Annotated in this window: 22 protein-coding genes, 3 pseudogenes and 1 other annotated feature; of the genes and pseudogenes, 13 read left to right on the forward strand and 12 right to left on the reverse strand. The window is 38.7% G+C overall.

Features of this window, described 5'->3' with window-relative positions:
* Window positions 1-26: 26 nt before the first annotated feature.
* The gene (locus IGI47_RS00110) at window positions 27-1208 is read left to right on the forward strand and encodes a tyrosine-type recombinase/integrase (protein ID WP_438782968.1); all 1182 of its coding nucleotides are present in this window, start codon (window positions 27-29) and stop codon (window positions 1206-1208) included.
* A 161-nt stretch (window positions 1209-1369) separates the two neighbouring features.
* Here the strand turns inward: IGI47_RS00110 and pepV are convergent, their stop codons facing one another.
* On the reverse strand, window positions 1370-2788 hold the full coding sequence (gene pepV / locus IGI47_RS00115) for a dipeptidase PepV (RefSeq protein WP_438782969.1): 1419 nt from the start codon (window positions 2786-2788) through the stop codon (window positions 1370-1372).
* Between the two features lie 146 nt (window positions 2789-2934).
* On the opposite strand from pepV, the gene IGI47_RS00120 reads away from it, so the two are divergent.
* From IGI47_RS00120 to IGI47_RS00135, 4 genes are all read left to right on the forward strand, one after another.
* Window positions 2935-3765 carry an NAD(P)H-hydrate dehydratase gene (locus IGI47_RS00120; RefSeq protein WP_438782971.1) on the forward strand — a complete coding sequence of 277 codons (831 nt, stop codon included), beginning with the start codon at window positions 2935-2937 and terminating at the stop codon, window positions 3763-3765.
* Between the two features lie 17 nt (window positions 3766-3782).
* On the forward strand, window positions 3783-4217 hold the full coding sequence (locus tag IGI47_RS00125) for an acyl-CoA thioesterase (protein ID WP_311930444.1): 435 nt from the start codon (window positions 3783-3785) through the stop codon (window positions 4215-4217).
* Window positions 4218-4316: 99 nt separating this feature from the next.
* Window positions 4317-4493 (forward strand): hypothetical protein, encoded by a 177-nt coding sequence (locus IGI47_RS00130; protein ID WP_438784468.1) that lies wholly within the window; start codon window positions 4317-4319, stop codon window positions 4491-4493.
* A gap of 149 nt (window positions 4494-4642) precedes the next feature.
* The gene (locus IGI47_RS00135; RefSeq protein WP_311930445.1) at window positions 4643-5311 is read left to right on the forward strand and encodes a GntR family transcriptional regulator; all 669 of its coding nucleotides are present in this window, start codon (window positions 4643-4645) and stop codon (window positions 5309-5311) included.
* 235 nt (window positions 5312-5546) lie between these two features.
* Here IGI47_RS00135 and IGI47_RS00140 read toward each other — a convergent pair whose 3' ends face one another.
* From IGI47_RS00140 to IGI47_RS00150, 3 genes are read right to left on the reverse strand one after another with little or no spacing between them, the layout of a single operon-like run.
* Window positions 5547-6227 carry a hypothetical protein gene (locus IGI47_RS00140; RefSeq protein WP_311930446.1) on the reverse strand — a complete coding sequence of 227 codons (681 nt, stop codon included), beginning with the start codon at window positions 6225-6227 and terminating at the stop codon, window positions 5547-5549.
* The gene (locus tag IGI47_RS00145; RefSeq protein WP_438782974.1) at window positions 6199-8328 is read right to left on the reverse strand and encodes a hydantoinase/oxoprolinase family protein; all 2130 of its coding nucleotides are present in this window, start codon (window positions 8326-8328) and stop codon (window positions 6199-6201) included. The genes IGI47_RS00140 and IGI47_RS00145 overlap by 29 nt, the downstream gene beginning before the upstream one ends.
* 38 nt (window positions 8329-8366) lie before the next feature.
* Window positions 8367-9704, reverse strand: a complete 1338-nt coding sequence (locus tag IGI47_RS00150) for a citrate transporter (protein ID WP_438782975.1) — start codon at window positions 9702-9704, stop codon at window positions 8367-8369.
* Window positions 9705-10266: 562 nt separating this feature from the next.
* On the opposite strand from IGI47_RS00150, the gene IGI47_RS00155 reads away from it, so the two are divergent.
* The 3 genes and pseudogenes from IGI47_RS00155 to IGI47_RS00165 form a co-directional block, all read left to right on the forward strand.
* Window positions 10267-10431, forward strand: coding sequence for a hypothetical protein (locus tag IGI47_RS00155; RefSeq protein ID WP_311930449.1), 165 nt, complete (start codon window positions 10267-10269; stop codon window positions 10429-10431).
* Window positions 10432-10457: 26 nt separating this feature from the next.
* A pseudogene (locus IGI47_RS00160) lies at window positions 10458-10670 on the forward strand (IS110 family transposase); the annotation flags it as partial.
* 75 nt (window positions 10671-10745) lie between these two features.
* A pseudogene (locus IGI47_RS00165) lies at window positions 10746-11112 on the forward strand (transposase); the annotation flags it as partial.
* On the opposite strand, the gene rplT reads toward IGI47_RS00165, so the two are convergent.
* The 3 genes from rplT to infC all read right to left on the reverse strand — a co-directional run bounded on the left by rplT (window position 11101) and on the right by infC (window position 12310).
* Window positions 11101-11460 (reverse strand): 50S ribosomal protein L20, encoded by a 360-nt coding sequence (rplT, locus tag IGI47_RS00170; RefSeq protein WP_005875407.1) that lies wholly within the window; start codon window positions 11458-11460, stop codon window positions 11101-11103. The pseudogene IGI47_RS00165 and the gene rplT overlap by 12 nt on opposite strands.
* A gap of 53 nt (window positions 11461-11513) precedes the next feature.
* The gene (rpmI, locus tag IGI47_RS00175) at window positions 11514-11714 is read right to left on the reverse strand and encodes a 50S ribosomal protein L35 (RefSeq protein ID WP_002289309.1); all 201 of its coding nucleotides are present in this window, start codon (window positions 11712-11714) and stop codon (window positions 11514-11516) included.
* Window positions 11715-11785: 71 nt separating this feature from the next.
* Window positions 11786-12310 (reverse strand): translation initiation factor IF-3, encoded by a 525-nt coding sequence (infC, locus tag IGI47_RS00180; RefSeq protein ID WP_016177253.1) that lies wholly within the window; start codon window positions 12308-12310, stop codon window positions 11786-11788.
* A 43-nt stretch (window positions 12311-12353) separates the two neighbouring features.
* Window positions 12354-12479 (reverse strand) — a sequence feature (ribosomal protein L20 leader region).
* A gap of 307 nt (window positions 12480-12786) precedes the next feature.
* Between infC and IGI47_RS00185 the strand changes: the two genes are divergently transcribed.
* Window positions 12787-14151, forward strand: a complete 1365-nt coding sequence (locus IGI47_RS00185) for a lytic polysaccharide monooxygenase (RefSeq protein WP_438782976.1) — start codon at window positions 12787-12789, stop codon at window positions 14149-14151.
* A 278-nt stretch (window positions 14152-14429) separates the two neighbouring features.
* Here the strand turns inward: IGI47_RS00185 and IGI47_RS00190 are convergent, their stop codons facing one another.
* The 3 genes and pseudogenes from IGI47_RS00190 to IGI47_RS00200 form a co-directional block, all read right to left on the reverse strand.
* On the reverse strand, window positions 14430-15335 hold the full coding sequence (locus tag IGI47_RS00190; RefSeq protein ID WP_311930452.1) for a magnesium transporter CorA family protein: 906 nt from the start codon (window positions 15333-15335) through the stop codon (window positions 14430-14432).
* A 170-nt stretch (window positions 15336-15505) separates the two neighbouring features.
* A pseudogene (locus tag IGI47_RS00195) lies at window positions 15506-15685 on the reverse strand (hypothetical protein).
* Window positions 15686-15707: 22 nt separating this feature from the next.
* Complete coding sequence (locus IGI47_RS00200; RefSeq protein WP_311930453.1) at window positions 15708-16367, reverse strand: deoxynucleoside kinase; 660 nt, start codon at window positions 16365-16367, stop codon at window positions 15708-15710.
* Between the two features lie 315 nt (window positions 16368-16682).
* Between IGI47_RS00200 and mvk the strand changes: the two genes are divergently transcribed.
* The 4 genes from mvk to fni are packed head-to-tail and all read left to right on the forward strand — an operon-like array spanning window position 16683 to window position 20738.
* On the forward strand, window positions 16683-17630 hold the full coding sequence (gene mvk, locus IGI47_RS00205) for a mevalonate kinase (RefSeq protein WP_311930454.1): 948 nt from the start codon (window positions 16683-16685) through the stop codon (window positions 17628-17630).
* Window positions 17623-18600, forward strand: a complete 978-nt coding sequence (mvaD, locus tag IGI47_RS00210; protein ID WP_438782978.1) for a diphosphomevalonate decarboxylase — start codon at window positions 17623-17625, stop codon at window positions 18598-18600. Before mvk ends, mvaD begins: the two co-directional genes overlap by 8 nt.
* A gap of 12 nt (window positions 18601-18612) precedes the next feature.
* A complete protein-coding gene (locus tag IGI47_RS00215; protein ID WP_438782979.1) occupies window positions 18613-19698 on the forward strand; it encodes a phosphomevalonate kinase in 1086 nt (361 codons plus the stop codon).
* Complete coding sequence (gene fni / locus IGI47_RS00220; RefSeq protein WP_311930457.1) at window positions 19695-20738, forward strand: type 2 isopentenyl-diphosphate Delta-isomerase; 1044 nt, start codon at window positions 19695-19697, stop codon at window positions 20736-20738. Before IGI47_RS00215 ends, fni begins: the two co-directional genes overlap by 4 nt.
* A gap of 257 nt (window positions 20739-20995) precedes the next feature.
* Here fni and IGI47_RS00225 read toward each other — a convergent pair whose 3' ends face one another.
* Window positions 20996-21799 (reverse strand): gluconate 5-dehydrogenase, encoded by an 804-nt coding sequence (locus IGI47_RS00225; RefSeq protein ID WP_311930458.1) that lies wholly within the window; start codon window positions 21797-21799, stop codon window positions 20996-20998.
* Between the two features lie 15 nt (window positions 21800-21814).
* On the reverse strand, window positions 21815-22657 hold the full coding sequence (kduI, locus tag IGI47_RS00230) for a 5-dehydro-4-deoxy-D-glucuronate isomerase (protein ID WP_438782980.1): 843 nt from the start codon (window positions 22655-22657) through the stop codon (window positions 21815-21817).
* Between the last annotated feature and the right edge of the window lie 7 nt (window positions 22658-22664).

A 22664-nucleotide genomic window follows, 5' to 3' on the forward strand; every position in this document is an offset into this window, starting at 1 on the left:
CTGTCCGGGAGCAAAAGGAGAATACTATGGCAAAATATAGAAAAACAAAATATCCAAATATACTTATTTATGAAATAAAAGCAGGTACTCGTTATCGTATACGTAAAAAAGTGCGTATAGCCGGTAAAGAAAACATTATTGATGAATCTGGTTTTAAAACTATTGCACATGCAAAAGCCCGACTAAGAGAAATTGAAGAAAGCATCGATAAATCCGAAATAGATTACATTCGGTCTCACAAATTAACTGTAACAGAATATTATAAAGAATATGCAAATCGTAAAACTATGTCTCACGTTTGGTCTATTGAATCCAGGTGTAGTAATGATTCTCTTTTCAAAAAACATATTGAACCTATATTTGGTAATATGCCATTAAGTAAAATAAAACGAGATACTTACGAGATTTTCATTAACCAAAAACTTGAAAAATTGAGACGACGATCTGTTCAATCTATCCATATCATGTTTATGGCTTTGTTGAATGATGCTGTTTACAACGGTATTCTTGAACGTAATCGATTGCAACGAGTAATTATTGGGAGTGGTACTCTTCCTGAAAAGAATAAACGTATATCTCTTCAAGAATATCAACAATGGATGAAGATGGCAGAAAAAATATTGACAAAATACGAATTTTCTATGATTTATCTTTGTGTTTTTGGTTTACGTCGAGGTGAAGTATGCGGATTACGTTTATCTTCAATTCGTTACAGTGACCATCCAGAATTAGCAACACTACACATTGCGGATAGTCGCACACAGCGAACTCAAAAATATGGTAAAGGCGGGCTCAAAACCTCAAGTAGTAATAGATACATCGTTTTAGACAAAAAAGGTACAGAAGCAATCGAGTGTATTATTCATGAAGCGAAAGAAATAAAAAAAGACTATGGACAAATTTTACACCAAGAAGATTTTCTCTTGCTAAATCCCACAACATGTAATCCATTTTTTCCTAGTCAATTAAATCGGCTCTTTGATAAGGTTTCAAAGAGTTGTAATATAAAAATCTCTCCGCACATGTTAAGGCACTTTTTTGCAACTCAAGCAGCAATTGCTGGTGTCCCTAAAGAACATGCCGCAGCTTATTTGGGCCATAAAAATAAAACTATGACAGAATACTATACACATATTCAAAACGAGACTGCTACGGATGTTATTAATATCGTATCAGACAGGTTAAACGGTAGAAATTCTGGGAAATAAAAAAGCGGTGTGATTTTTGGCGATATTTCAAAAAATATCACACCAAAATCACACCACCATTTCTATTTTCAACTTTTTCAAGCATCTTTTAAAAATTTACTTTATTGATTTTAGGCTTATTTCAACGATCGAAAAAAATAAAAAACGACTAAATTATTTATCTAACGTGCCAAACGGTAGATGGCATCTGCATAAATAGCCGTTGCTCTGAATAGATCGTCTAAACTCATAAATTCATTTGCTTGGTGCATTGTATCAGTGTAGCCTGGGAACATCGCACCGTAAGCAACACCACGTTTCAATAGACGTCCATAAGTTCCGCCACCAATGATTTGTTCATAACCTTCTTCACCTGTGTGATCTTTATAGACTTGTAACAATGTTGCAACCAATGGATCATCCATTGGTACATAGTGAGGTTCCATTACACGTGCACCAAGAGTAACTGAAGCTCCTTCTTCTTTGACTGTTGCTAAGATATCACTTTCTAAACCGTCAACAGTCACACCTTGTGGGAAACGGAAGTTCATGTTGATGAAGTTATCGTCTTCTGTTCCATTTTCTTTAAAGGCAAATAAGCCAGCGTTCATTGTTAATTTACCCATTTTTTCATCTTCATATGCCACACCCAGTTTTTCACCATAGAAATCTTCATGGACATACGCTGCTGCAACATGGATAAATTGTTTTGCCGAACCAATAAATTCATAGTTATCTAGGAAAAGAGCTAAGAATGTCCCTGCATTGATTCCTGCTTGAGGACTTGCTCCATGAGCGCCTTTTCCGATTAAGTCGATTTTTACATACGTATTATCTGCTTCGATCGAACCGCTAACTGGATTTGCTTCAGTAAATTTATAGAATGCTTCTTCCATTGCAATCGCTGCATCCGCATCTGGTACTTGAAGAGCTGCAGTAGCTGTACCAGGGACCATATTTTCACGCAAGCCTGAAACAAAGGATTTCAATACGTAGTCACCTTCGTTATCGCCTTGGAATCTCAAAGCAAGTGATACATTTCCTTTTTCACCATTGATGATTGGAAACTCAGCATCAGGAGAAAAACCAAAGTCAGGTTCTTCTTCATGTTGGAAATAATAAGCCATGTCGCCCCAGCCGCTTTCTTCATCACTACCGATAACGAAACGAACTTTTTTAGACAATTTCAAATCTAGTTCTTTAATGATTTTCATTGCATAATAAGCTGCCATACTTGGGCCTTTGTCATCACTTGAACCACGCGCAAAGATTTTGCCATCTTTGATTACTGGTTCATAAGGATCAGTATCCCAACCATCACCAGCAGGTACAACATCCATATGGCCAAAAATCCCTAATGTTTCATCACCTTCACCAAGATCGATATGTCCTGCATAATTATCCACGTTTTTGACAACAAAGCCATCACGTTCGCCATATGCTAACATGTGTTTCAACGCATCACGAGGACCTGGTCCAAAAGGTGCATCCGGTGTTACTTTTGAATCATCACGTTCACTGCTGACACGTAAAAGATTTTTTAAGTCTTCAAGCAAGTCTTCTTTACGTGCTTCTACTTCTTTTTGCCAATTGATTGTCATAAAGTTAATCCTCCACTCATTAAGTCTACCTGTTCATCATACCATAAATCGAAGAAAAAAATAGTTCAAAAAATCTGACAATTCCTAGTCTAAAGAGTGTTCCAACAAAAATATCTACGCTATAATACAAGAAAGGAGGCATCTCGATGTTAATAGATGAACGTTTGGTACAAGAAGTCATTACTCCACGTCCAGCTGAATCACATAAAGGGACATACGGCCGGACAGTTTTGATTGGCGGCAATGAACAATATGGCGGCGCAATCATCATGAGCGCTTTAGCTACAGTCAATAGCGGAGCTGGTTTGACAACTGTCATCACCGCTACTAAAAATCACGCCCCCCTTCATGCCCATTTGCCAGAAGCAATGTGTGTCGATTGGCATGATAAAAAAATGATTCTTTCCGTACTTGAAACAGCTGACATTTTATTGATAGGTCCCGGACTCGGCACTACTCCTGAAAGTTTCAATATACTTGAGTTGGTTTTAGCCCATCAAACTAAAAAACAATGGCTGATCATGGATGGTTCCGCTCTAACTTTATTTGCAAAGGAACAGCTAGAACTTCCTTATCCTAAACAAACAGTTTTCACACCACATCAAATGGAATGGCAAAGACTTACCTCATTAGCGATTGCTGATCAAACGAAAGAAAAAAATAGCATGAAACAGCAAGAACTAGGAACGACTGTCGTACTAAAAAGTCACCAGACGACTATTTATGGTCAAAAAATGATTTATCAAAATACCATAGGTTCTGCTGCAATGGCAACTGGTGGAATGGGGGATACTTTGGCAGGTACGATTGCTGGTTTTCTCGCCCAATTCCCCAAGAATGACCAGACAATCGCAGCGGCTGTCTATCTTCATAGCTATATCGGAGATCAATTAGCCAAATCACAATACGTTGTGCTCCCTACGCAAATCAGTCAGTACTTGCCACAATGGATGCATCATTTCAGTCAAAAAAATTAAGATCAAGGAGTTATTTTATGGAACTGTTTACTGGATATATTCGAGAACCTTTTTATTATGAAACTGATCAGATGGGAATCATCCATCACAGCAATTACATTCGTTGGTTAGAAGAATCGCGTGTGGCATTACTCGATTATTTAGGGTTCAGTTATAAAAAAATCGAAGAATTAGGACTGATCATTCCCGTACTTGAGGTCACTTGCCAATACAAAGAAATGGTCCGCTATGGCGAAATCGTCTGTATCTTACCGAAAATCGCGAAGTATACGGGCACTCGTTTAGATTTCACCTATGAAATCTATGGTTTAGCAGATAATCAGTTACGAACTACTGGCTCGAGCAAACATTGCTTTTTAACTGCCGATACGCAACGATTAGTCAAACTCAATCGTTTTGATACACAGTTGGATCAACTATTCAAAGACTACGCGCAGTTGGCGAACGAATGATTTCTCTCTACGCAAAAAACTTTCCTTTTATTTAAGAAAATCAGAGACTTTTTTCTTGTGTTATATAGGACAATTTGTATAATAAAGAGAAAAAAGCAGGTGATCCTCATGTATGTTGTCAAAGTATTGCATGGTTACATTGATAAAACTGGCTGCCGCACACGAGAAAAGAACCCTGATAACTTGTTGATTTTCAAAGAGAAAAAAGACTCTGAAGCATTTGCTAAACAGATCGGTGGCCGTGTCAAACAACTGCATGAGATACGACCTGATTGATCATTTTGTTAAAAAATTGAGTCTCTTGTTCCAAACATCAGTCCATCTTTGATGTTTGGAATTTTTTTGTTTGGATCTATTTCGCTCCTCTCTCCTGTAAACGTTTTATGTTATAATACTTGTAAAACATTGTGTAGAAAGGAGCATTTATGGCTGGCACAAACTTACAACAACAGGCTTACGAAACAATACGTAAGCAGATTATTTATTCTGAGTTAGCACCTGGAAGCAGAATCTCAGACAAAGTCTTAGAAGAACAACTTGCCATCGGTCGCACACCGATACGAGAAGCGTTGATCCAGTTACGCAACCAAGAATTGATCAAAACGATCCCACAATCTGGAACCTTCGTGTCAAAGATCGACATTCGTTCTGCATCCTTAGCTCTCTATACTCGAGAAAAGCTAGAAAATCCTATTCTTCAAGAATGCAGCGCCAAAATGACCCCACAGGATCAACTGATATTAGAAGATATTTTGGAACAAACCGATCATGCAATCACGACTCAAGATAAAAAATTATTTTTCTATTTAGATAAAGCGTTCCACCGTACCTGTTATAAAGTTGCTGAAAAATCAGAAATCTGGGATTGGATCGAAAGCTACAGTACACATCTTGACAGATTCAGATGGTTACGGTTGAGTATTACAGAACTGGGTTGGGGTCGTGTTTTAGATGAGCACCAAACACTACTTCAATCCATGATCGATCATAACCTTGATGAAGTGAGTTTTCTTTGCAGCATGCATATGCATATGATCATCGAAGAACAGGAATATGTACGACAGGCTTACCCAGATTATTTTGAGAAAGAGTAGATCGAGAGATGCGAGAAGAAGAATCGGTCAATCCTATTGAACAATTGAATTTTCTTTTAGATGGTTCATCAAACCTTAAAAACTCACATCCACCTCTTTAGCCCGCAAATACTATCAGACAAAAAAATCACTAAAAAAGACAGATGATCCCAAAATAGCAGCGCTAATTTTGAGAGTAACTGTCTTTTTAATAGCCAAAAATCGAACTATCCTGTTTAGCTAACTTTTTATTATTTCAAGATTTGATTTTTCTTTGTTCGATCTCTTGTACTTCTGCCAATAATTTTTCACTTCGCTCTGGATCGTACGGCCAAACCATCGCTACCTCCAATATATATGGATGAAAACCAAACTGATTGATTTCCTGTGAAAAACTCATTGCGGCGATTTCACTCAGGGAGCGAATCGTTGAATAATATTTGTAAGAAAAGATATGCCATAGTTCGATTTTCGTTTGTTGTGTATAGATCAATGGATAACTCATCTCGATATGATGGAATAATTCATGGGCCAAAATCGAATCAGTGATTTTGGTCGTTGTTAGATCTGGATCTTCACTTTCTTGTACAAACCGTTGGATAGGTTCCAACATCAATCGGATACCCTCTTCTTTGTCATAGGTGGCAAAAGTTACACGTTCAGCTGTTGCTTCTGATTTACAGTGCACTATATTAGTGCCTAATATTCCACAAAGCTCCATGATGTTCTTATGGGGATGTCTTTTCCGCAAGGCCCGTGCTGTTTGTTTCCCACACATGATGGCTTGCTGAATAAATTCTTTTTGATGCTCCAAAGAGACTCTTTTTCTTAAAATGTCTCTTTGGAATTGATAATACCCCCAACTTTCCTCTGAGATAGGGAACAACTCATTGAGCAATCGATTTAGTTTATGTTTGCTTGATGTTTCCAGCAACAACAATCACTTCTTCCCCTGGTTCCAAAGTAGAGATTTCCAAATCTATCAATAATTGTAGCTGTTCAAGATCCGTTGCAGTAAAGTCAGAGATCCTTGCCCCCAGACAGAGATAAAATTCTGGACGAGCAATCAGTTCTGTTTGATAAACTGCCATCTCTTCCCATAGTTTTTCTACCGCAGATAAATAATTGCCAGCAGTTATTTTTAAGCAAGCAGCATTCCCTCGCTGTACTTTGATAAAGCCCTTTTGATCTACGATACGGATCGCTCCGGCATTTTTCGGACGTTTTTTTTCACCCACCACATAAAAGAACGGTGTGCTTTCCATTACCTCGACTTCCGCTGTAGAAACTCGCATATCTTCAGCAGCTAACTCCAACGCTTCTGGCAGCGTGATCTCTTTTGTTAAATCAGTCGCTTTCACTTCTGTCGAACCCGTAGCAATAGCTGTGACTTTTGATGTTTGAGGATCAATTTCAACATGGATCTCAATTGATTCCGGTGTTGCGCCTGATTCGATTGCTTTATTCATTGCCTCATTCTTCAATGCACGAATATCTTCTTTACTTGGAGATGGGATGATCCGTTCTACAACATCTCGTACCATCGCTAATGCAACACCGATTGATGAAATCACTTCCGCATTTTCAGGGATCGAATATTTTACGCCCATTTTATTACTAAAATAAGTAATCAGTGAAGCAGCTCCGCCGCCTACACCTACCAATGAGATCTGATCTTTTTCTAAATGGTATTTTTCAGCTAACTCCAAGATAACTGGTTCAATTTTAGCATACGATTTTGCCATGATCTGTTCCGCAATATCTTCTACTGTAGTTTGACAATAATCTGCTAAAGCTTGTAGCGCTTTACGGGCAGAAGGGACATTTCCATAAGAAAAATGCTCTTCTTGCACTAATCCCAATACATTCGCCGCACAAGTATTCGTGATCGTTACTTCTTGACCATCCTCCATCACGACTTTGACGTAGTCTGCCGGATCGCCTTCTTTTGGTGAAAAGAATACTACTTTCGGTCCTTTGATTTCTTCTGTCGGTGTAAATACAGCATAGTCCAAACCTGTGATATGTGCAGAACGTGGGCCTACATCAATGATCCCATCTTGATTGGCGCGAACCATCGAACCACCTGCTACTCCTAACACTCGAACATCTAATGAAGAAATATAGGTTGGATGTCCACCAACGATCGAATAATCGATTGCCGGACGGCCGTTTTTGATGACACCGATATTAGTTGTCGTGCCCCCCACTTCAAAATAGACTCCGTTGGATGCCCGCAAATACATCAATGACCCCATCACAGAAGCTGCTGGTCCAGAAAGCATTGTCAATACTGGGCGTTTTTTCATCTCGTTGATTTCCATAACGCCCCCATCGCCACGCATGATCATCAAAGAAACGTGGACCCCTGCTTCACGCACTGAATTTTCTGTAGAAGTAGCAGTATCTAGCATTTTAGGCAGAATAGAGGCATTGATTGCTGCCGTTCTCGTTCTTCTAGTCAATCCATATAATTTAGTGATATCAGATGCCATCGTTGTTGGAATGGCTTTACAAGAAGCAGCTTCATAAACAACACGTTCTGGCTCACCATTATCTACCCCAAAGGCCATCGAAGATACTAGTACCTCCGCTTTTTCTTTTTCTAAATTAGAGATCGTTTCAGCCACTCGATCCACATTCAAATGTTTTACTGGTAAAAAAGCATTGACGATTTCGATTTTTTTCTTGTTTCCTAGATCAATATCGTTCAATCGTGTTTGTCTTTTGGCTAAGAATCCTTCAAGACCGCCTTTCGACATGCCGATTACTCCAACTTTGGCTACATCTCCTTCGATCAATGCATTCGTTGCTTGCGTTGTCGAGTGAGCCACGAAAACAACATCATCTGGACTGATTTGATTTTCTTGCAAACAATTTTGAAAAGACTGCACCACTCCTGCTGCCACCCCATTCAAATGATCATGTGTCGTCTTCACTGAAGACTTTCCAATAATTTCATGTGTGGCATTATCGATTGCTACTGCTTTTGTATGTGTCCCGCCAACGTCGATTCCCATTCGTACAAACCGTTTCATCTGTCATTCCTCCATTTCATTTCTATTATCACAATCCGTTAGAAGTTACCATACAATAAGAACGTGATCATACAGACAATTGCCCCGATTATCCAACCAGTTGGAATTGATTTTTTCATATACTCTCTTGAAGATACTTTTGTATAGCCTAAGCCCCAAGCTACCCATGATTGTGTAATATCTAAATGCTGCGGCGCAATCGTTGTTGTTGCAAATAGCGGGAATAAGAAGGCAACAGGCATTGTTGGATTCACTGCTAAAACAACTGCTAGAATGGCTGAACCAGAACCCACTAAACTTAAAGGACCACGGAAAAACCCAAGTGGTGTCAATATTGCAAATGCTATAGCCAAAACTAAAGGTGTTTTTGGAATAAAGTCCCCCAAAATTGCTGAGAAGTAAGAAGAAGCATACGCAGCAGAATTATTGAACATCGCCAAAGTCATTAAAAAGCCAACCATCGGCGCAACATCTGTCGCTCCATCTGTAAATAATTTAGCGAATTGCCGGCAAATTTCTTTATATCCTCCACGTAATTTTCCAGTAAATAATAATGCCCAGATTCCAGCAATCATAAATCCTAAAATGATCGGAATATCTAATAACACGACACCTAAAACTGGGATAAGTACTGCTAACCAAGAAATCATCGGTGCATCACCGCCATCACTTTGCACTTCAGCAGCCATTACGTAACGTTTCTTTTTGTTCATTGATATATTAGATGCAACTAAAACCACAACCAAACTTACAACCATACCAATCATTCCGATTTGGAAATAATCGTTATACGTGTAGCTTTCTGCTGCCGAATTGAATCCAGCGTAGATCGTTTGATATTGCTTGAAGTTCACAATGTTCGCAAAAATCCCTGCCATGATCGAACCCATGAATGAAAACAATGCAATCGGAGCCGAAATCCCTAATGACATCAAAATAGGTAAAACAATTACTGCGATCGAGATAACTGGTCCGATCCCTGTCATAGACATAAAGATAATAGCAGTTACGATGCAAAGTAAACTCATCGTGATCCGTGGTTTATCCCCACCAAGTTCCACTACTTTTCGGATCAATGTAGCTGCTATACCACTATCCACCAATACTCGACCAAAGAAAGCACCAAAAAATACATTTACTAAAATCGATTTCGCATATTCTGCAGGACCCGTTGCATAGATATGTGTCAATACTTCGATCAATCCTTGACCTTCCATTGTTGGGTTAGGAGAAAAGTAATTACCTACTAACGCCAAACTCATCCAAACCGTTGCCATGATCGCTAAACCAACCATCAAATTGTAACCCTTCACGCAATACCAAACCATAAAGAAAAACGAAATAACTAATAAAATACCTATAATAATATCACTCATACTGCCCCTCCATTTTCTTTTTAACTAAATCAACAGATCACTCTGATATATCAGTTATCTCATTCTAACGGATCAAGTAATCGCTTACATTAAAATGCACGTATAATCATTGTTAATAAGATTAAAAAACACTAATTATTGTGTCTCTAAAAATATTTTGCTGTTGGGAATCATCTATGTTCTCTTACGAAAAATAGGAGCCAATATAGAAATAGAAGAGCGTATGAGCAAATCTAAAAACCAGGTTTACTAAAGACTCTCGAATAAACGGCGTCCAAAAGTCAGGTTTTTTCGGAAATTTCAAAAAAACATACTAAGATTAGAGGGTAAATTCATCGACGGATGAAATTACCCTCTAATGCTCTTTTAAGCGTATAGTTGATTGTGCAAGAAAGACCGACCACACTTTCTTGGACTATGAGTCCCAAACAAAAAATGGTCTCCTTCACTGTCATTTTAAAACCTGGTTTAAGTATGTTGGGGCTTCGAGCCCGTGTAAAGGAAATTAGGAACGAAATGAAGCAGTGAAGAACCTTTCAACACTTCTTAGGAGATGAAAATTATGTATGTACTTGCTTTAGATGTCTCAATGGGGAAAAGTTATGTCGTTATTTATCATGAAAATACTTGTCTTTTTGAACAAGAAATTCTTCACGATAACACACATTTCAATGCACTTCTTCAAGAAATTTATGCTCTTTCCAGAACAACCACAAATCGTTTTTGAAGCAACGGGGGTTTATTCAAGAGTCATTGACACTTTTTGTTAAAAGAATCGCCTATTGTTTATTAAACCCTTTAGAAGCGAAAAGACAACTGAATATTGACTTACGTTCAGTCAAAACGGATAAACGAGATGCCCATCGGCTGGCACAAATACACGGTCAATTTTTGCGGAAACAAACACAATCTCAAACAGAAGTCTATAAACAAACACGCGATTTTGCACGCTTTTATCAACAAATTGAAAGGGACATGAAACGCACGAGAATGAACCTGCATACCGCTTTACAATTGACTTTCCCAGAATTGGAAACACTTTTAAATAATAATTGGCGCTATTTTAAAGCGGACTGTAAGAAAAAGCTTTTAGAAGAAAAAACCGGTTCGATTTATCGGAAACGAAAAATCGAAGTCGAACCAGTGTATGGCCATCTAAAGGCTCAATTAGCGTTCCATCGTTTTCATTTGCGTGGAAAAGAAGGAGCAAAAATTGATATTCAGTTGGCACTCATGGCACTAAATTTGAGAAAATTAGCAACATATATGAAGGGAAAAGTGTCTAAAATAGAAAAATATACGCCCGATTTTGATCTTATACATCAAAATCAGGCGTATATTCTTTTTAAGAAGGACTATTGTCCCAGAATCCACTTTGCTATATTACTTTATAAGCTTATTTGCTTAAAGCGTCTTTTGCTTGGTCAGCTAATGCAGTAAATGCTGCTGCATCGTTGACAGCCAAGTCAGCTAACATTTTACGGTTGATGTCGATTTCAGCTAATTTCAAACCGTGCATCAATTTTGAGTAGCTTAAGCCATTCATACGAGCCGCTGCGTTGATACGAGCGATCCACAATTTACGGAAGTCGCGTTTCTTTTGACGACGATCGCGATATGCGTAGTTGTATGAATTCATTACTTGTTCTTTTGCTGTTTTAAATAAAGTGTGTTTTGAACCGTAGTAACCTTTTGCTAATTTTAGCATTCTTTTACGACGTTTACGAGTTACTGTTCCACCTTTAACACGTGCCATGTATAATTCCTCCTAATAAAAATAAATCTTCAAATTTCGTTTGTTTGTGTTTTTTATTTCATTTTTGCTAGTTGTTGACGAATACGTTTGAAATCGCCACTAGAAACCATGCTTGCTTTACGCAATTGACGGCGTTGTTTTTTAGTTTTACCGTGGAAACGGTGACTTGTAAACGCACGGAAACGTTTTAATCCGCCTTTACCAGTACGTTTGAAACGTTTTGCTGATCCGCGGTGTGTTTTTTGTTTTGGCATGACTATATTTCCTCCTCAAAATCTTTCGTTATCCGACTATCGACTGTCCAACAGTCAGTTAGTCATTCAAATTACTTACTGTCGTTTTTCGGTGCCAGCGTCAAGAACATGCTGCGTCCGTCCATTTTCGCTTTTTGTTCCACTGTTGCAATATCAGCAGTTTCTTCAGCTAAGCGATCTAAGACTTTTTGACCAATTTCTTTATGGGTAATGGCACGGCCTTTGAAGCGGATAGAAGCTTTTACTTTATCGCCCTTCTCTAAGAACTTACGTGCATTACGAAGTTTTGTATTGAAGTCATTCAAATCGATTGTTGGGCTTAAACGAACTTCTTTTACATTGATCACTTTTTGTTTTTTACGCGCCTCGCGGTCTTTCTTTTGTTGCTCGAAACGGTATTTTCCGTAGTCCATGATTCGCGCAACTGGTGGTTTTGCACCTGGTGCAACTAACACAAGATCTAAATTTGCTTGTTCTGCAATCTTCAATGCTTCTGCTTTTGTTTTAACTCCTAATTGCTCACCATCTGAACCGATCAATCGTAACTCACGCGCACGAATGCCGTCGTTAACCATCATATCCTTTGCTATGGTCATTCACCTCCAAATATTATGAGAGAAAGAAAAGCTTGCCGGATAAACGGCAATAAAAAAACGAGTTCTCTTACAGAACCCGCACGTCATTCACCTAATCAAGTAGATGAAAACTATCTAGCCCAGTGACTGTGTCAACTAAGGCGAGAAGCGGGTGCTTCTGCTTTTATTTCTCAACTCAAATAGTATAGCAAATCCTTGTTACTTTGTCAATGAAATTCTTATAAGTGATTGGTTTTCATTTTGATAGCCGTCTGTTGCATCCTTAGCGCAAGCTTTACATAAACGTTATTTCAAAAATAAAATTGATTCTAAATTCTAACCTTCATATAAGAAACTAAAATTACCTATAGCTAGGTAATTGTTGATTAGGCCAACGTTTCTATTTTTGATATTCTATATTCAAATAACAATTATTTTAATTTGAAACTAATTATAAATTAAGGTGATCGTTATCAAAAAAATTTTGGAGGAATATGATGAAAAAACAACTTTTAGCCACTCTATTCTGCTCTACAGCTCTTTTCGGTAGCCTAATGATCAACCAAATTTCTGCTTCTGCTCATGGATATGTGGAATCACCACCTAGCCGAGGCTATCAAGGTGCCATTGAACGGAATACGCTTGGATATTCAGCTGCTTGGGAAAAATACGGAGCGGTTATTACAAACCCTCAATCACTTGAAGCAAAAAAAGGATTTCCACAAGCTGGACCTGCGGATGGACGAATTGCCTCTATGGAAGGTGGCTTGGGCCAAATCGGTGATTTTGTCTTGGACAATCAAACAGCGAGTCGTTGGACAAAACAAGAAGTGAAACAAGGCGCTATGAACATCACATGGCGTTATACGGCTTCACATGCAACATCTAAATGGCATTATTACATGACAAAAGCTGATTGGAATCCAAATGATTCTTTAGACCGCGGTGACTTTGAGTTGATTGGTACGATCAACCACGATGGCTCGGCAGCAACAAATAATCCAAAACATAACATTACTATTCCAAGCAATCGCTTGGGTTACCATGTGATCTTAGCGGTCTGGGATGTTGCAGATACACCAAATGCCTTTTATAACGTAATCGATGTCAATGTAAAAGGCGAAGCTGGTATTCCAGTAGCACCATCTGCGCCACAAAATGTCCGCACAGCTAATGTGACAGCAAGTTCTGTCGCACTAACTTGGAACGGTCAAGCAAATACGGCTTCTTATAATGTTTATCGAAATGGCACATTTATCGGTAATACAGCCAATGCTGAGTTTGCAGATAGTAAGCTTAAAGAAAAAACCACTTATCGTTATGAGATCGAAGCGGTTGGACAAAATGGCTTAACTTCACCTAAAACAGCTATTTCAGTGACGACGTTGTCCCAAACAAGTCAAGAAAAACCAACTGCACCTAAAAGCCTGCATTCGATGGGAACCACTAGTTCAAGTGTTTCACTTATGTGGGGACGTTCTTCTCATACGCAAGGAATCAAGCAATATGATGTTTACCGCAACGGTTCTCTAATTGGTTCAACTACAAAAACAACGTTTGATGATACGAACTTAAAAGCGAATACAACTTATACTTATATGGTCAAGGCAATCAGTAATTCTAATGAAGTCTCTGATGCCAGCAATGTTTTGACTGTGACCACAGATAAAAAGGAAGAAGGTGGTACAGAAGTAGAAGGCAGACAATGGATCTTAGGAACATTCTCTTCTCCACAGCTTTATACGAAACATGAAAAAGTGGTTTATCAAGGAAAACTGTACGTAACATTACAAACACATGTTAATTATGGCGATACGACTTGGGCCCCTGATCAGGCAGATACATTATTCCGTTTAAACTAAAAAAGCAACTAGGCAAGACATTCCAACCTAAAAAAATTCTGGGACAAATCTAAAAATCAGGTTTGTTACAGACTCTGATTCCGAATAAACGGCGTCCAAAAGTCAGGCTTTTCGGAAATTTCAAAAAACGAGCGTGGGATAAAAGTAATAAACACTTTTGTCTCGACCTCTTTTTGTAGGGATAATTTTTAAACATCCATTCACGATTTTTCCAGTAATTGTTTTCTGTTGTTTCACTTTCGAATAACTTCCGACAGCATTCTTTCACTATTTCAAGTTCAGCGGATTCTTCGCCATAATGCCACTAACATCCAGATCGATAAAAGTAAGCTGATGATCAAGGCGATGCCCCATCCAAAGACGGAATGTGTAAAGGGTAATTGTAAATTCATCCCAAAAAATCCGGTAACGATGGTCGGCACCGTTAAAATCAATGACCAGACAGTTAGAAATTTCATCGTATCATTCAAATTATTATTCAATAGATTATTATAAGTTCCTGATAACTGGTCTAAAATTTGAGAAGCTAAATTAGTCATCTCAACTGCCTGTTTGGCTTCAATGAGTGCGTCATCCAACTGTTCTTTTTCTTTCTCTGTTAATTTCCGAAAAATAGCGAGAGCTTTGATTTGCTCAAGTAAAACGACATTTTGTTTTGTCCCAGTGACTAGATAGACCAAACCGACTTCTAAGTCAGATAAAGCCAACAGATTTTTATTTGTTGTTTTTTCTCGCAGTCGCATATTCAATCGTTGACGTTCACTGTTAACCTCTTCAATAAGTGGGAAGAAAGAACCCGAAATCAGAAATAACGTTCTAAATAGCAAGCTATAAACAGAAACTTCTGAGTCTCTTTCTAGCAGAGCATTGATCAATCGGATAACATACTCTGTATTTTTAGTCGTAAAGGTAAACAGCCCTCCATCTTTTAAAATAAATGCTACTGGACTAGTCTCATAATGATTTTCGATTTTTTGTTGATGCGGAACATTCGTTACTAATAATAATGCATCATCTAAGCTATCATATTCTACACGTGCCCGTTCATTTTTATCGAGTGAGTAAGTCAGCATTTCATCACTTATCCCATACTCTTCTTTTAGATTTTTAACCGCGATGGCATCATCACTTGGAACATTCATCCAAAAATTTTGATCGTGGTTAAAAAAAATTTTTTTTCTCACTTTAGCTCCCCCTTTACTTGTACACAAAAAAATGAATGTGGGTCAAAACTAAAAATCAGTTTTGCTACAGACTTTAATTCTGAATAAACGACGTCCAAAAGCCAGGTTTTTCGGAAATTTCAAAAAAAACGAGCATGGGACAAAAGTAAGAAACACTTTTGTCCCATTCTTTAAAAACGAATAAACGGTGGGAGCAGAAGCAACTCCTTCTTAAATAAGCCGAAATTCACAAAAATTTGAAAAGCAATTTTCGTTCATTTCTTCTTATTTCTCGGAATTGAACACTTCTGTCTCAGCCTCGTTTTTCTCTCCAATTTCTCAAACCTAAACGACTTTTGTCTCGACCTCATTCTATCATTTCTATGAAAAAAATTAAGAAACAATGACTTCTTTTCGAATTTCTGCTAGTTTCTCTTCGATTATTTTCAATACCGCCTCTTTAGCTTCAGGATCTTCCACGAAATTAAACTGATCCCCATCGATCTGGATTTTAGGGCTTTCTTTATACTCCTCATACCACTGATCATAACGACGGTTCAATTCTTTGTAATAGTCATATAATGTAGGGTCAAAAGAAAGTTGCTCATATGAACGTCCTCTTTTTTCGATCCGTTCAAGCATCGTCTCAAATGACACTCGAATGTGAACGAGTAGATCAGGATGCTTTTTGTGTGCAGCGTATGGAAGTTCTTCCATCATATTTTCAAGCAATTCATCATAGACGCGAACTTCAGTCTCCGTTGCTCTACCTAGATCAGCATTTAGGTGGAACAGCAATGAATCTTCATAAATAGAACGATCCAAAACATTGTTATCTTCTTCCATTGCTTGCTTGATACTTGCAAAACGTTTATTCAAAAAATATATTTGTAGCAAAAATGCGTACTGCTCAGGATTGGCATAAAATAAGGGTAGTACTTCATTATCATCGATTGATTCATAAAAAGCTTGACTGCCCAAGTGTTCAGCCATCATTTCTGTTAAACTTGATTTACCGGCACCAATCGTACCTGCTAAAACGATCACGCTCATTTACCTCCAACTCACTTCATCACTAAATATAGTGTCTTTTTCCAATTCTTTCTAAATATACCCCCAATATCTGGTAGTGTCAAATAGAAATCTCCCCTTTTCACTAAATTAAAAACCCAAAAATTTCTTAAGAAAAAAATGTTTTTTTGCGGAAAAACGTATTCTTTATTTTACTTCTGCGTTGGATTTAGTAAAATAAAGATGGATTGTTTTTTTTTGAACTTACATGTAAAAAATCATTCGATAGCGCAAATGATACACGGCGCTTTATTTTTTGCTCAAAAAGTTAGCGTAACATATAGAAGGAGTTAGATTATGGCAAACTATGGCCAAGGAGAATCAAATGGGAAAATCATTCTGATGGGAGAGCATGCCGTCGTCTACGGCGAACCAGCCATTGCTTTTCCTTTTTACGCGACTAAAACGACTGCTTCTTTTGAAGAACTACCTTTTTCGTCAGCCGATCAATTGATTTCTTCTTATTATACAGGAAAATTGACTAGCGCTCCTCATACGTTGAAAAATATCAAACAATTGGTAGCTAGTTTAAAAAAAGAACAGCACATCAGTACAAATTTTCAATTAACGATCGATAGTACGATTCCCGCCGAGCGTGGGATGGGGTCTAGTGCAGCCGTAGCAACTGCTGTCACACGTGCCTTTTATGACTATCTTGCGCAACCTCTTTCTCGCGAACAGCTACTAAAAAATGTGCAAATATCAGAAAAAATCGCTCATGGGAATCCTAGTGGGATCGATGCTGCTGCAACAAGTAGTTTAGAACCCATCTATTTTGTCAAAGGTCATCCCTTTGATTATTTTTCTTTGAATATCGATGCTTTTTTAATCGTAGCTGACACAGGCATCAAGGGACAAACACGTGAAGCAGTGAAAGATGTCGCTCATTTATTTGAAAAAGATCAACAGAAAACTGGACAAAAAATCCAACAACTAGGATACTTAACAAGGCAATCAAAAAAAGCAATCATCGAAAATGATCCGCTGCACCTCGCTCAAGCAATGAACGAAGCACAAGAACTCTTAAAAAGCTTGACCATTAGTAATGACTTTTTGGATTTGTTGATTGAGACAGCGAAAGACGCTGGTGCGCTAGGTGCCAAATTAACAGGTGGTGGCAGAGGCGGTTGTATGATTGCTCTTACTCAAACAAAAACAAAAGCCCAAGAAATCAGCGATGCACTTCTTCAAGCAGGTGCTGCTGCAACTTGGATTCAAGGATTAGGAGTACATACCTATGTTTAAAGGAAAAGCACGTGCGTATACGAATATTGCGCTAATCAAGTATTGGGGCAAAAAAAATGAAATGCTGATTCTCCCAATGAATAATAGTTTGTCATTGACACTTGATGCGTTTTATACAGAAACTGAAGTCCTCTTCTCTGAGGAATTTACAGAAGATCGTTTTTACTTAGACGATCAGTTACAAGATGAAAAAGCCACAAAAAAAATAAGTGCATTTTTAGATCTAGCTAGAAAAAAAGCAGGGATAGCCTATAAAGCAACCATTACGAGTCAAAATTTTGTCCCTACTGCTGCTGGATTGGCTTCTTCTGCTAGTGGACTAGCTGCATTAGCTGGTGCGTGTAATGAAGCATTGCACTTAGGCTTAGATGACAAAGAATTATCCAGACTGGCTAGACGTGGTTCTGGCTCTGCTTGTCGCAGCATCTTCGGCGGATTTGTCGAATGGGAAAAGGGGCATGATGATGAAAGTTCCTATGCTCAACCCGTACCCTCAAATAATTTTGAAGAAGAGTTAGCTATGGTCTTTGTGCTTCTCAACGATCAAAAAAAAGATGTCTCTAGCAGAGATGGCATGCGACGTACTGTAGCAACTTCCAGTTTTTATCAAGGTTGGCTAGATACTGTCGAAGCTGACCTTTATCAATTAAAACAAGCAATTCACACAAAAGATTTTCAAGCACTGGGCAAAACGATGGAAAGAAACGCATTGAAGATGCATGGCACGACATTAGCTGCTCTCCCTCCATTTACTTATTGGTCAGCTGATAGCCTAAAGGCGATGCAAGCCGTCCGTACTTTACGAAATGAAGGGATTCCTTGCTACTTTACAATGGATGCTGGTCCAAATGTGAAAGTGTTAGTGGAAAAGAAACAAGAAGAGATTGTGCGCCAAGCATTTAGCGATTTATTTAGCCCGCAGCAAGTCATTACGGCTCATGCTGGTCCAGGAATCAAGATTATTGAATAAAGGGAGATTTTTATGATTGAAGTATCTGCTCCAGGAAAACTTTATATTGCTGGAGAATATGCAGTTGTTGAAACCGGTCATCCAGCAATCATCGTTGCTGTAGATCAATTTGTGACAGTCACCGTAGAAGCCGCACGAAAAGTCGGCAGTATCCAATCAGCTCAATATAGCGGAATGCCGGTTCGTTGGACACGGCGCCATGGCGAGTTAGTCCTAGATATTCGTGAAAATCCATTTCATTATATTCTCGCAGCCATCCGCTTGACTGAGAAATATGCGCAAGAAAACAATATCTTACTTTCCTTCTATGACTTGAAAGTAACAAGTGAACTCGATAGTTCCAATGGTCGCAAATATGGGTTGGGTTCTAGTGGTGCAGTTACTGTTGTGACAGTTAAGGCACTAAATATTTTTTACGCCTTGAATCTAACACAATTGGAGATATTCAAAATTGCTGCTTTAGCAAATTTGGCCGTTCAAGATAACGGCTCATGCGGAGATGTCGCCGCAAGTTGTTATGGTGGTTGGATCGCCTTTTCCACTTTTGATCATCGTTGGCTCCAACAACAAGAAAAAAATTATTCCATCAGTGAACTATTAGCGATGGATTGGCCAGGACTTTCAATCGAGTCGCTTTGTACCCCCAAAGATTTACGTTTATTGATCGGTTGGACTGGCAGTCCAGCGTCCACTTCTGATCTAGTAGACCAAGTCCATCGGTCACGAACAGATAAAATGACCGCTTATCAACAGTTTTTGCAAGCTAGTACAGAATGTGTCAATGAAATGATAAAAGGATTCAAAGAGAACAATGTATCACTGATCCAACAAATGATCCGAAAAAACCGTGAGCTATTACATGATCTTTCCGCGATTACTGGTGTATTGATCGAAACACCTGCTTTGAATAAATTATGCAGTTTAGCAGAAGAATATGAGGGAGCAGCGAAATCATCAGGCGCTGGTGGCGGCGACTGTGGGATCGTGATCGTTGATCAAAAATCAGGTATTCTCCCTTTGATGAGTGCGTGGGAAGCTGCAGAGATCACTCCACTTCCTCTTCATGTCTATAGCTATCAAAGAAAGGAAAAAGCATGAATCGTAAAGATGAACATGTCTCATTAGCGAAAGCCTTCCATAACAAACAAAAAAATGAGTTTGATACTGTACGTATCGTTCATAATGCTTTACCGCAGCTTGCAGTTTCAGAAGTCAGTCTTCATACTTCCGTAGCTGGTTTAGATTTGCATTATCCTTTTTATATCAATGCAATGACTGGCGGAAGCGAAAAAACAAAAAAAATCAACCGCGAATTAGCAACAATCGCTAAAGAAACAGACTTAATGATTGCGACAGGTTCAGTGAGTGCTGCTTTAAAAGATCCGACATTAGCTGAGACATACCAAGTGATGCGTGACGTTTATCCTAATGGAAAGATCTTAGCAAATGTCGGCGCAGGTACTTCGGTCGTCAAGGCGAAACAAGCGATTGAACTTTTTGAGGCTGATGCCTTACAAATCCATCTAAATGCACCCCAAGAGTTGGTCATGCCTGAAGGTGATCGTGATTTTTCAAATTGGAAAGAGTTGATCCAAGCAATCAGAGAAGAAATCTCAGTACCTTTGATTGTCAAAGAAGTGGGGTTTGGGATGACCAGAGAAACGATTGACGAATTGGCTGCATTAGGCGTCAAAACAATCGATATTAGTGGTCGCAGTGGCACAAGTTTCACTCAGATCGAAAATGCACGTCGCCCTAAAAGAGAATTGAACTATCTAGCTGATTGGGGGCAATCAACGGTTACTTCACTATTAGAAGCAAATGAAGCGAAATATCCTGTTGAAGTATTGGCATCTGGCGGCATCCGAAATGCCTTTGACATCTTTAAAGCTCTCTGTCTTGGCGCTCAAGCCGTAGGAATATCAGGAACCGTACTGAATTCCTTGATGAGTAATGGCGTAGAAGATACTATCCGATTACTTGAAGATTGGCAGGATGAACTTCGTTTGTTATTTACGATGGTTGGTGCAGAAACAATCGATCAGCTGCATCATCACCCAGTTATCTTGACGGGAGCTACCAAAGGCTGGTGCGAAGCAAGAGGAATCTCTCTGACGAAATATGGAAATCGTAAATAAATGAATGTGGAACAAATCTAAAAATCAAGTTTGCTGCAGACTCTCGAATAATTGGCAGAAGTAGTCTCTCTGAAAAACATAATGAAATCCACAAAAATTGTAAATTCAATTTTTGTGGATTTTTTCTTATTTCTTGAGATTTCTCACTTCGGTCTAGAAATCACAAAAAAAGTAGACCAAAAGTACGAAATACTTTTGATCCACTTTTTAAACACTTTTGTCCGACCTCTTGTTGTTACTTCTAGCTCACACGTTTTTTAAGGTTGTTTCCCGATATATGCAAGAATACCGCCGTCTACATAAAGGATATGCCCATTGACGAAATCAGAAGCGCTAGACGCTAAGAATACAGATGGACCAGCTAAATCGACTGGTTCACCCCAACGTGCTGCTGGTGTACGTCCAACGATGAATTGATCAAATGGATGACGTTCTCCATTTTCTTGCTTTTCTCTCAAAGGTGCTGTTTGTGGTGTGGCGATGTAGCCAGGACCGATGCCATTACATTGGATGTTGTACTGACCATATTCAGAAGCAATATTCTTTGTCAACATCTTCAAGCCGCCTTTAGCAGCTGCATAAGCACTAACTGTTTCACGACCTAATTCACTCATCATTGAACAAATATTGATGATTTTACCGCCACCTTTTTCGATCATATCCGGAATAACTGCTTTTGATACGATAAAAGGTGCATTTAGATCTACATCGATCACTTGACGGAAATCTGCCGCATCCATCTCGATCATCGGTGTGCGCTTGATGATCCCTGCGTTATTGACCAAAATATCAACAGAGCCAACTTCTTCTTTGATTTGTTTGACCATCGCTTGAACTGCAGGTTCATCTGTTACGTCACAAACATACCCTTTTGCTTCGATCCCGGCTTCTTTGTAGTGCACTACCCCCTCATCTACTGATTCTTGTGACAAATTATTGAACACGATCGTTGCCCCCGCTGCTGCCAGTGAACGAGCGATCTCAAAACCAATCCCGTATACAGCACCAGTTACTAGTGCTACTTTTCCATCTAAGCGAAACATATCCATTGTAAATTCCATTTTTTATCCCCCTTCTTATTTCAATTGATCCATTGGTACCATATCCATATCGGTATACGTGATATTTTCCCCACACATTGACCAAATAAATGAATAATTGCTCGTTCCGACACCAGAGTGAATCGACCAGCTTGGAGAAATAACTGCTTGCTCGTTGTCCACGACTAAGTGTTTTGTTTCATCAGGTTTACCCATCATATGGAAGACACGTGTATCTTCTTTGGCAAAATCAAAGTAAACATAAGCTTCCATCCGGCGTTCATGTGTATGACATGGCATTGTATTCCAAGAACTACCTGGCTCTAAAATAGTGTAACCCATCTGTAACTGGCAGCTTTCGCAAACATTCGGATGGATATATTGATAGATTTTGCGTTCATTCAATGACAAACCTTCGCCTGTTTCCATTGGTTTCACTTGATCTATGCTGATTTTGACATTTGGATATTTATGGTGTGCTGGTACTGAACTAATGTAAAATTTTGCTGGATTTTCTGGATCTTTTGAAGAAAATACGACATGCTTTGTTTCTTTGCCGATGTAATAGCCATCTTGCTTTTTCATGTCTTCTTTCTTTCCTTCGATTTCGATTAATCCAGGTCCACCAATATTGATTACCCCTAATTCACGACGTTCCAAGAAATATTCAACACCTAATTCTTTATCCAGCGTGATTTCTAATTCTTTTTCTGTTGGTGTTACTCCGCCAAAAATCATGCGGTCATTGTGGGTATAAGTCAAACTGATTTTTCCAGGTTCAAATACTTTCTCCACTAAAAATTCTTTTCTTAATTGTTCTGTTGAATAATGACGAATATCTTCCGGACTATGTGTATAACGTGTTTCCATTTCTTGCATGTTTATC

Origin of the sequence: Enterococcus sp. AZ191, from assembly GCF_051713845.1 — a bacterium.
GTDB lineage: Bacteria > Bacillota > Bacilli > Lactobacillales > Enterococcaceae > Enterococcus_B > Enterococcus_B durans.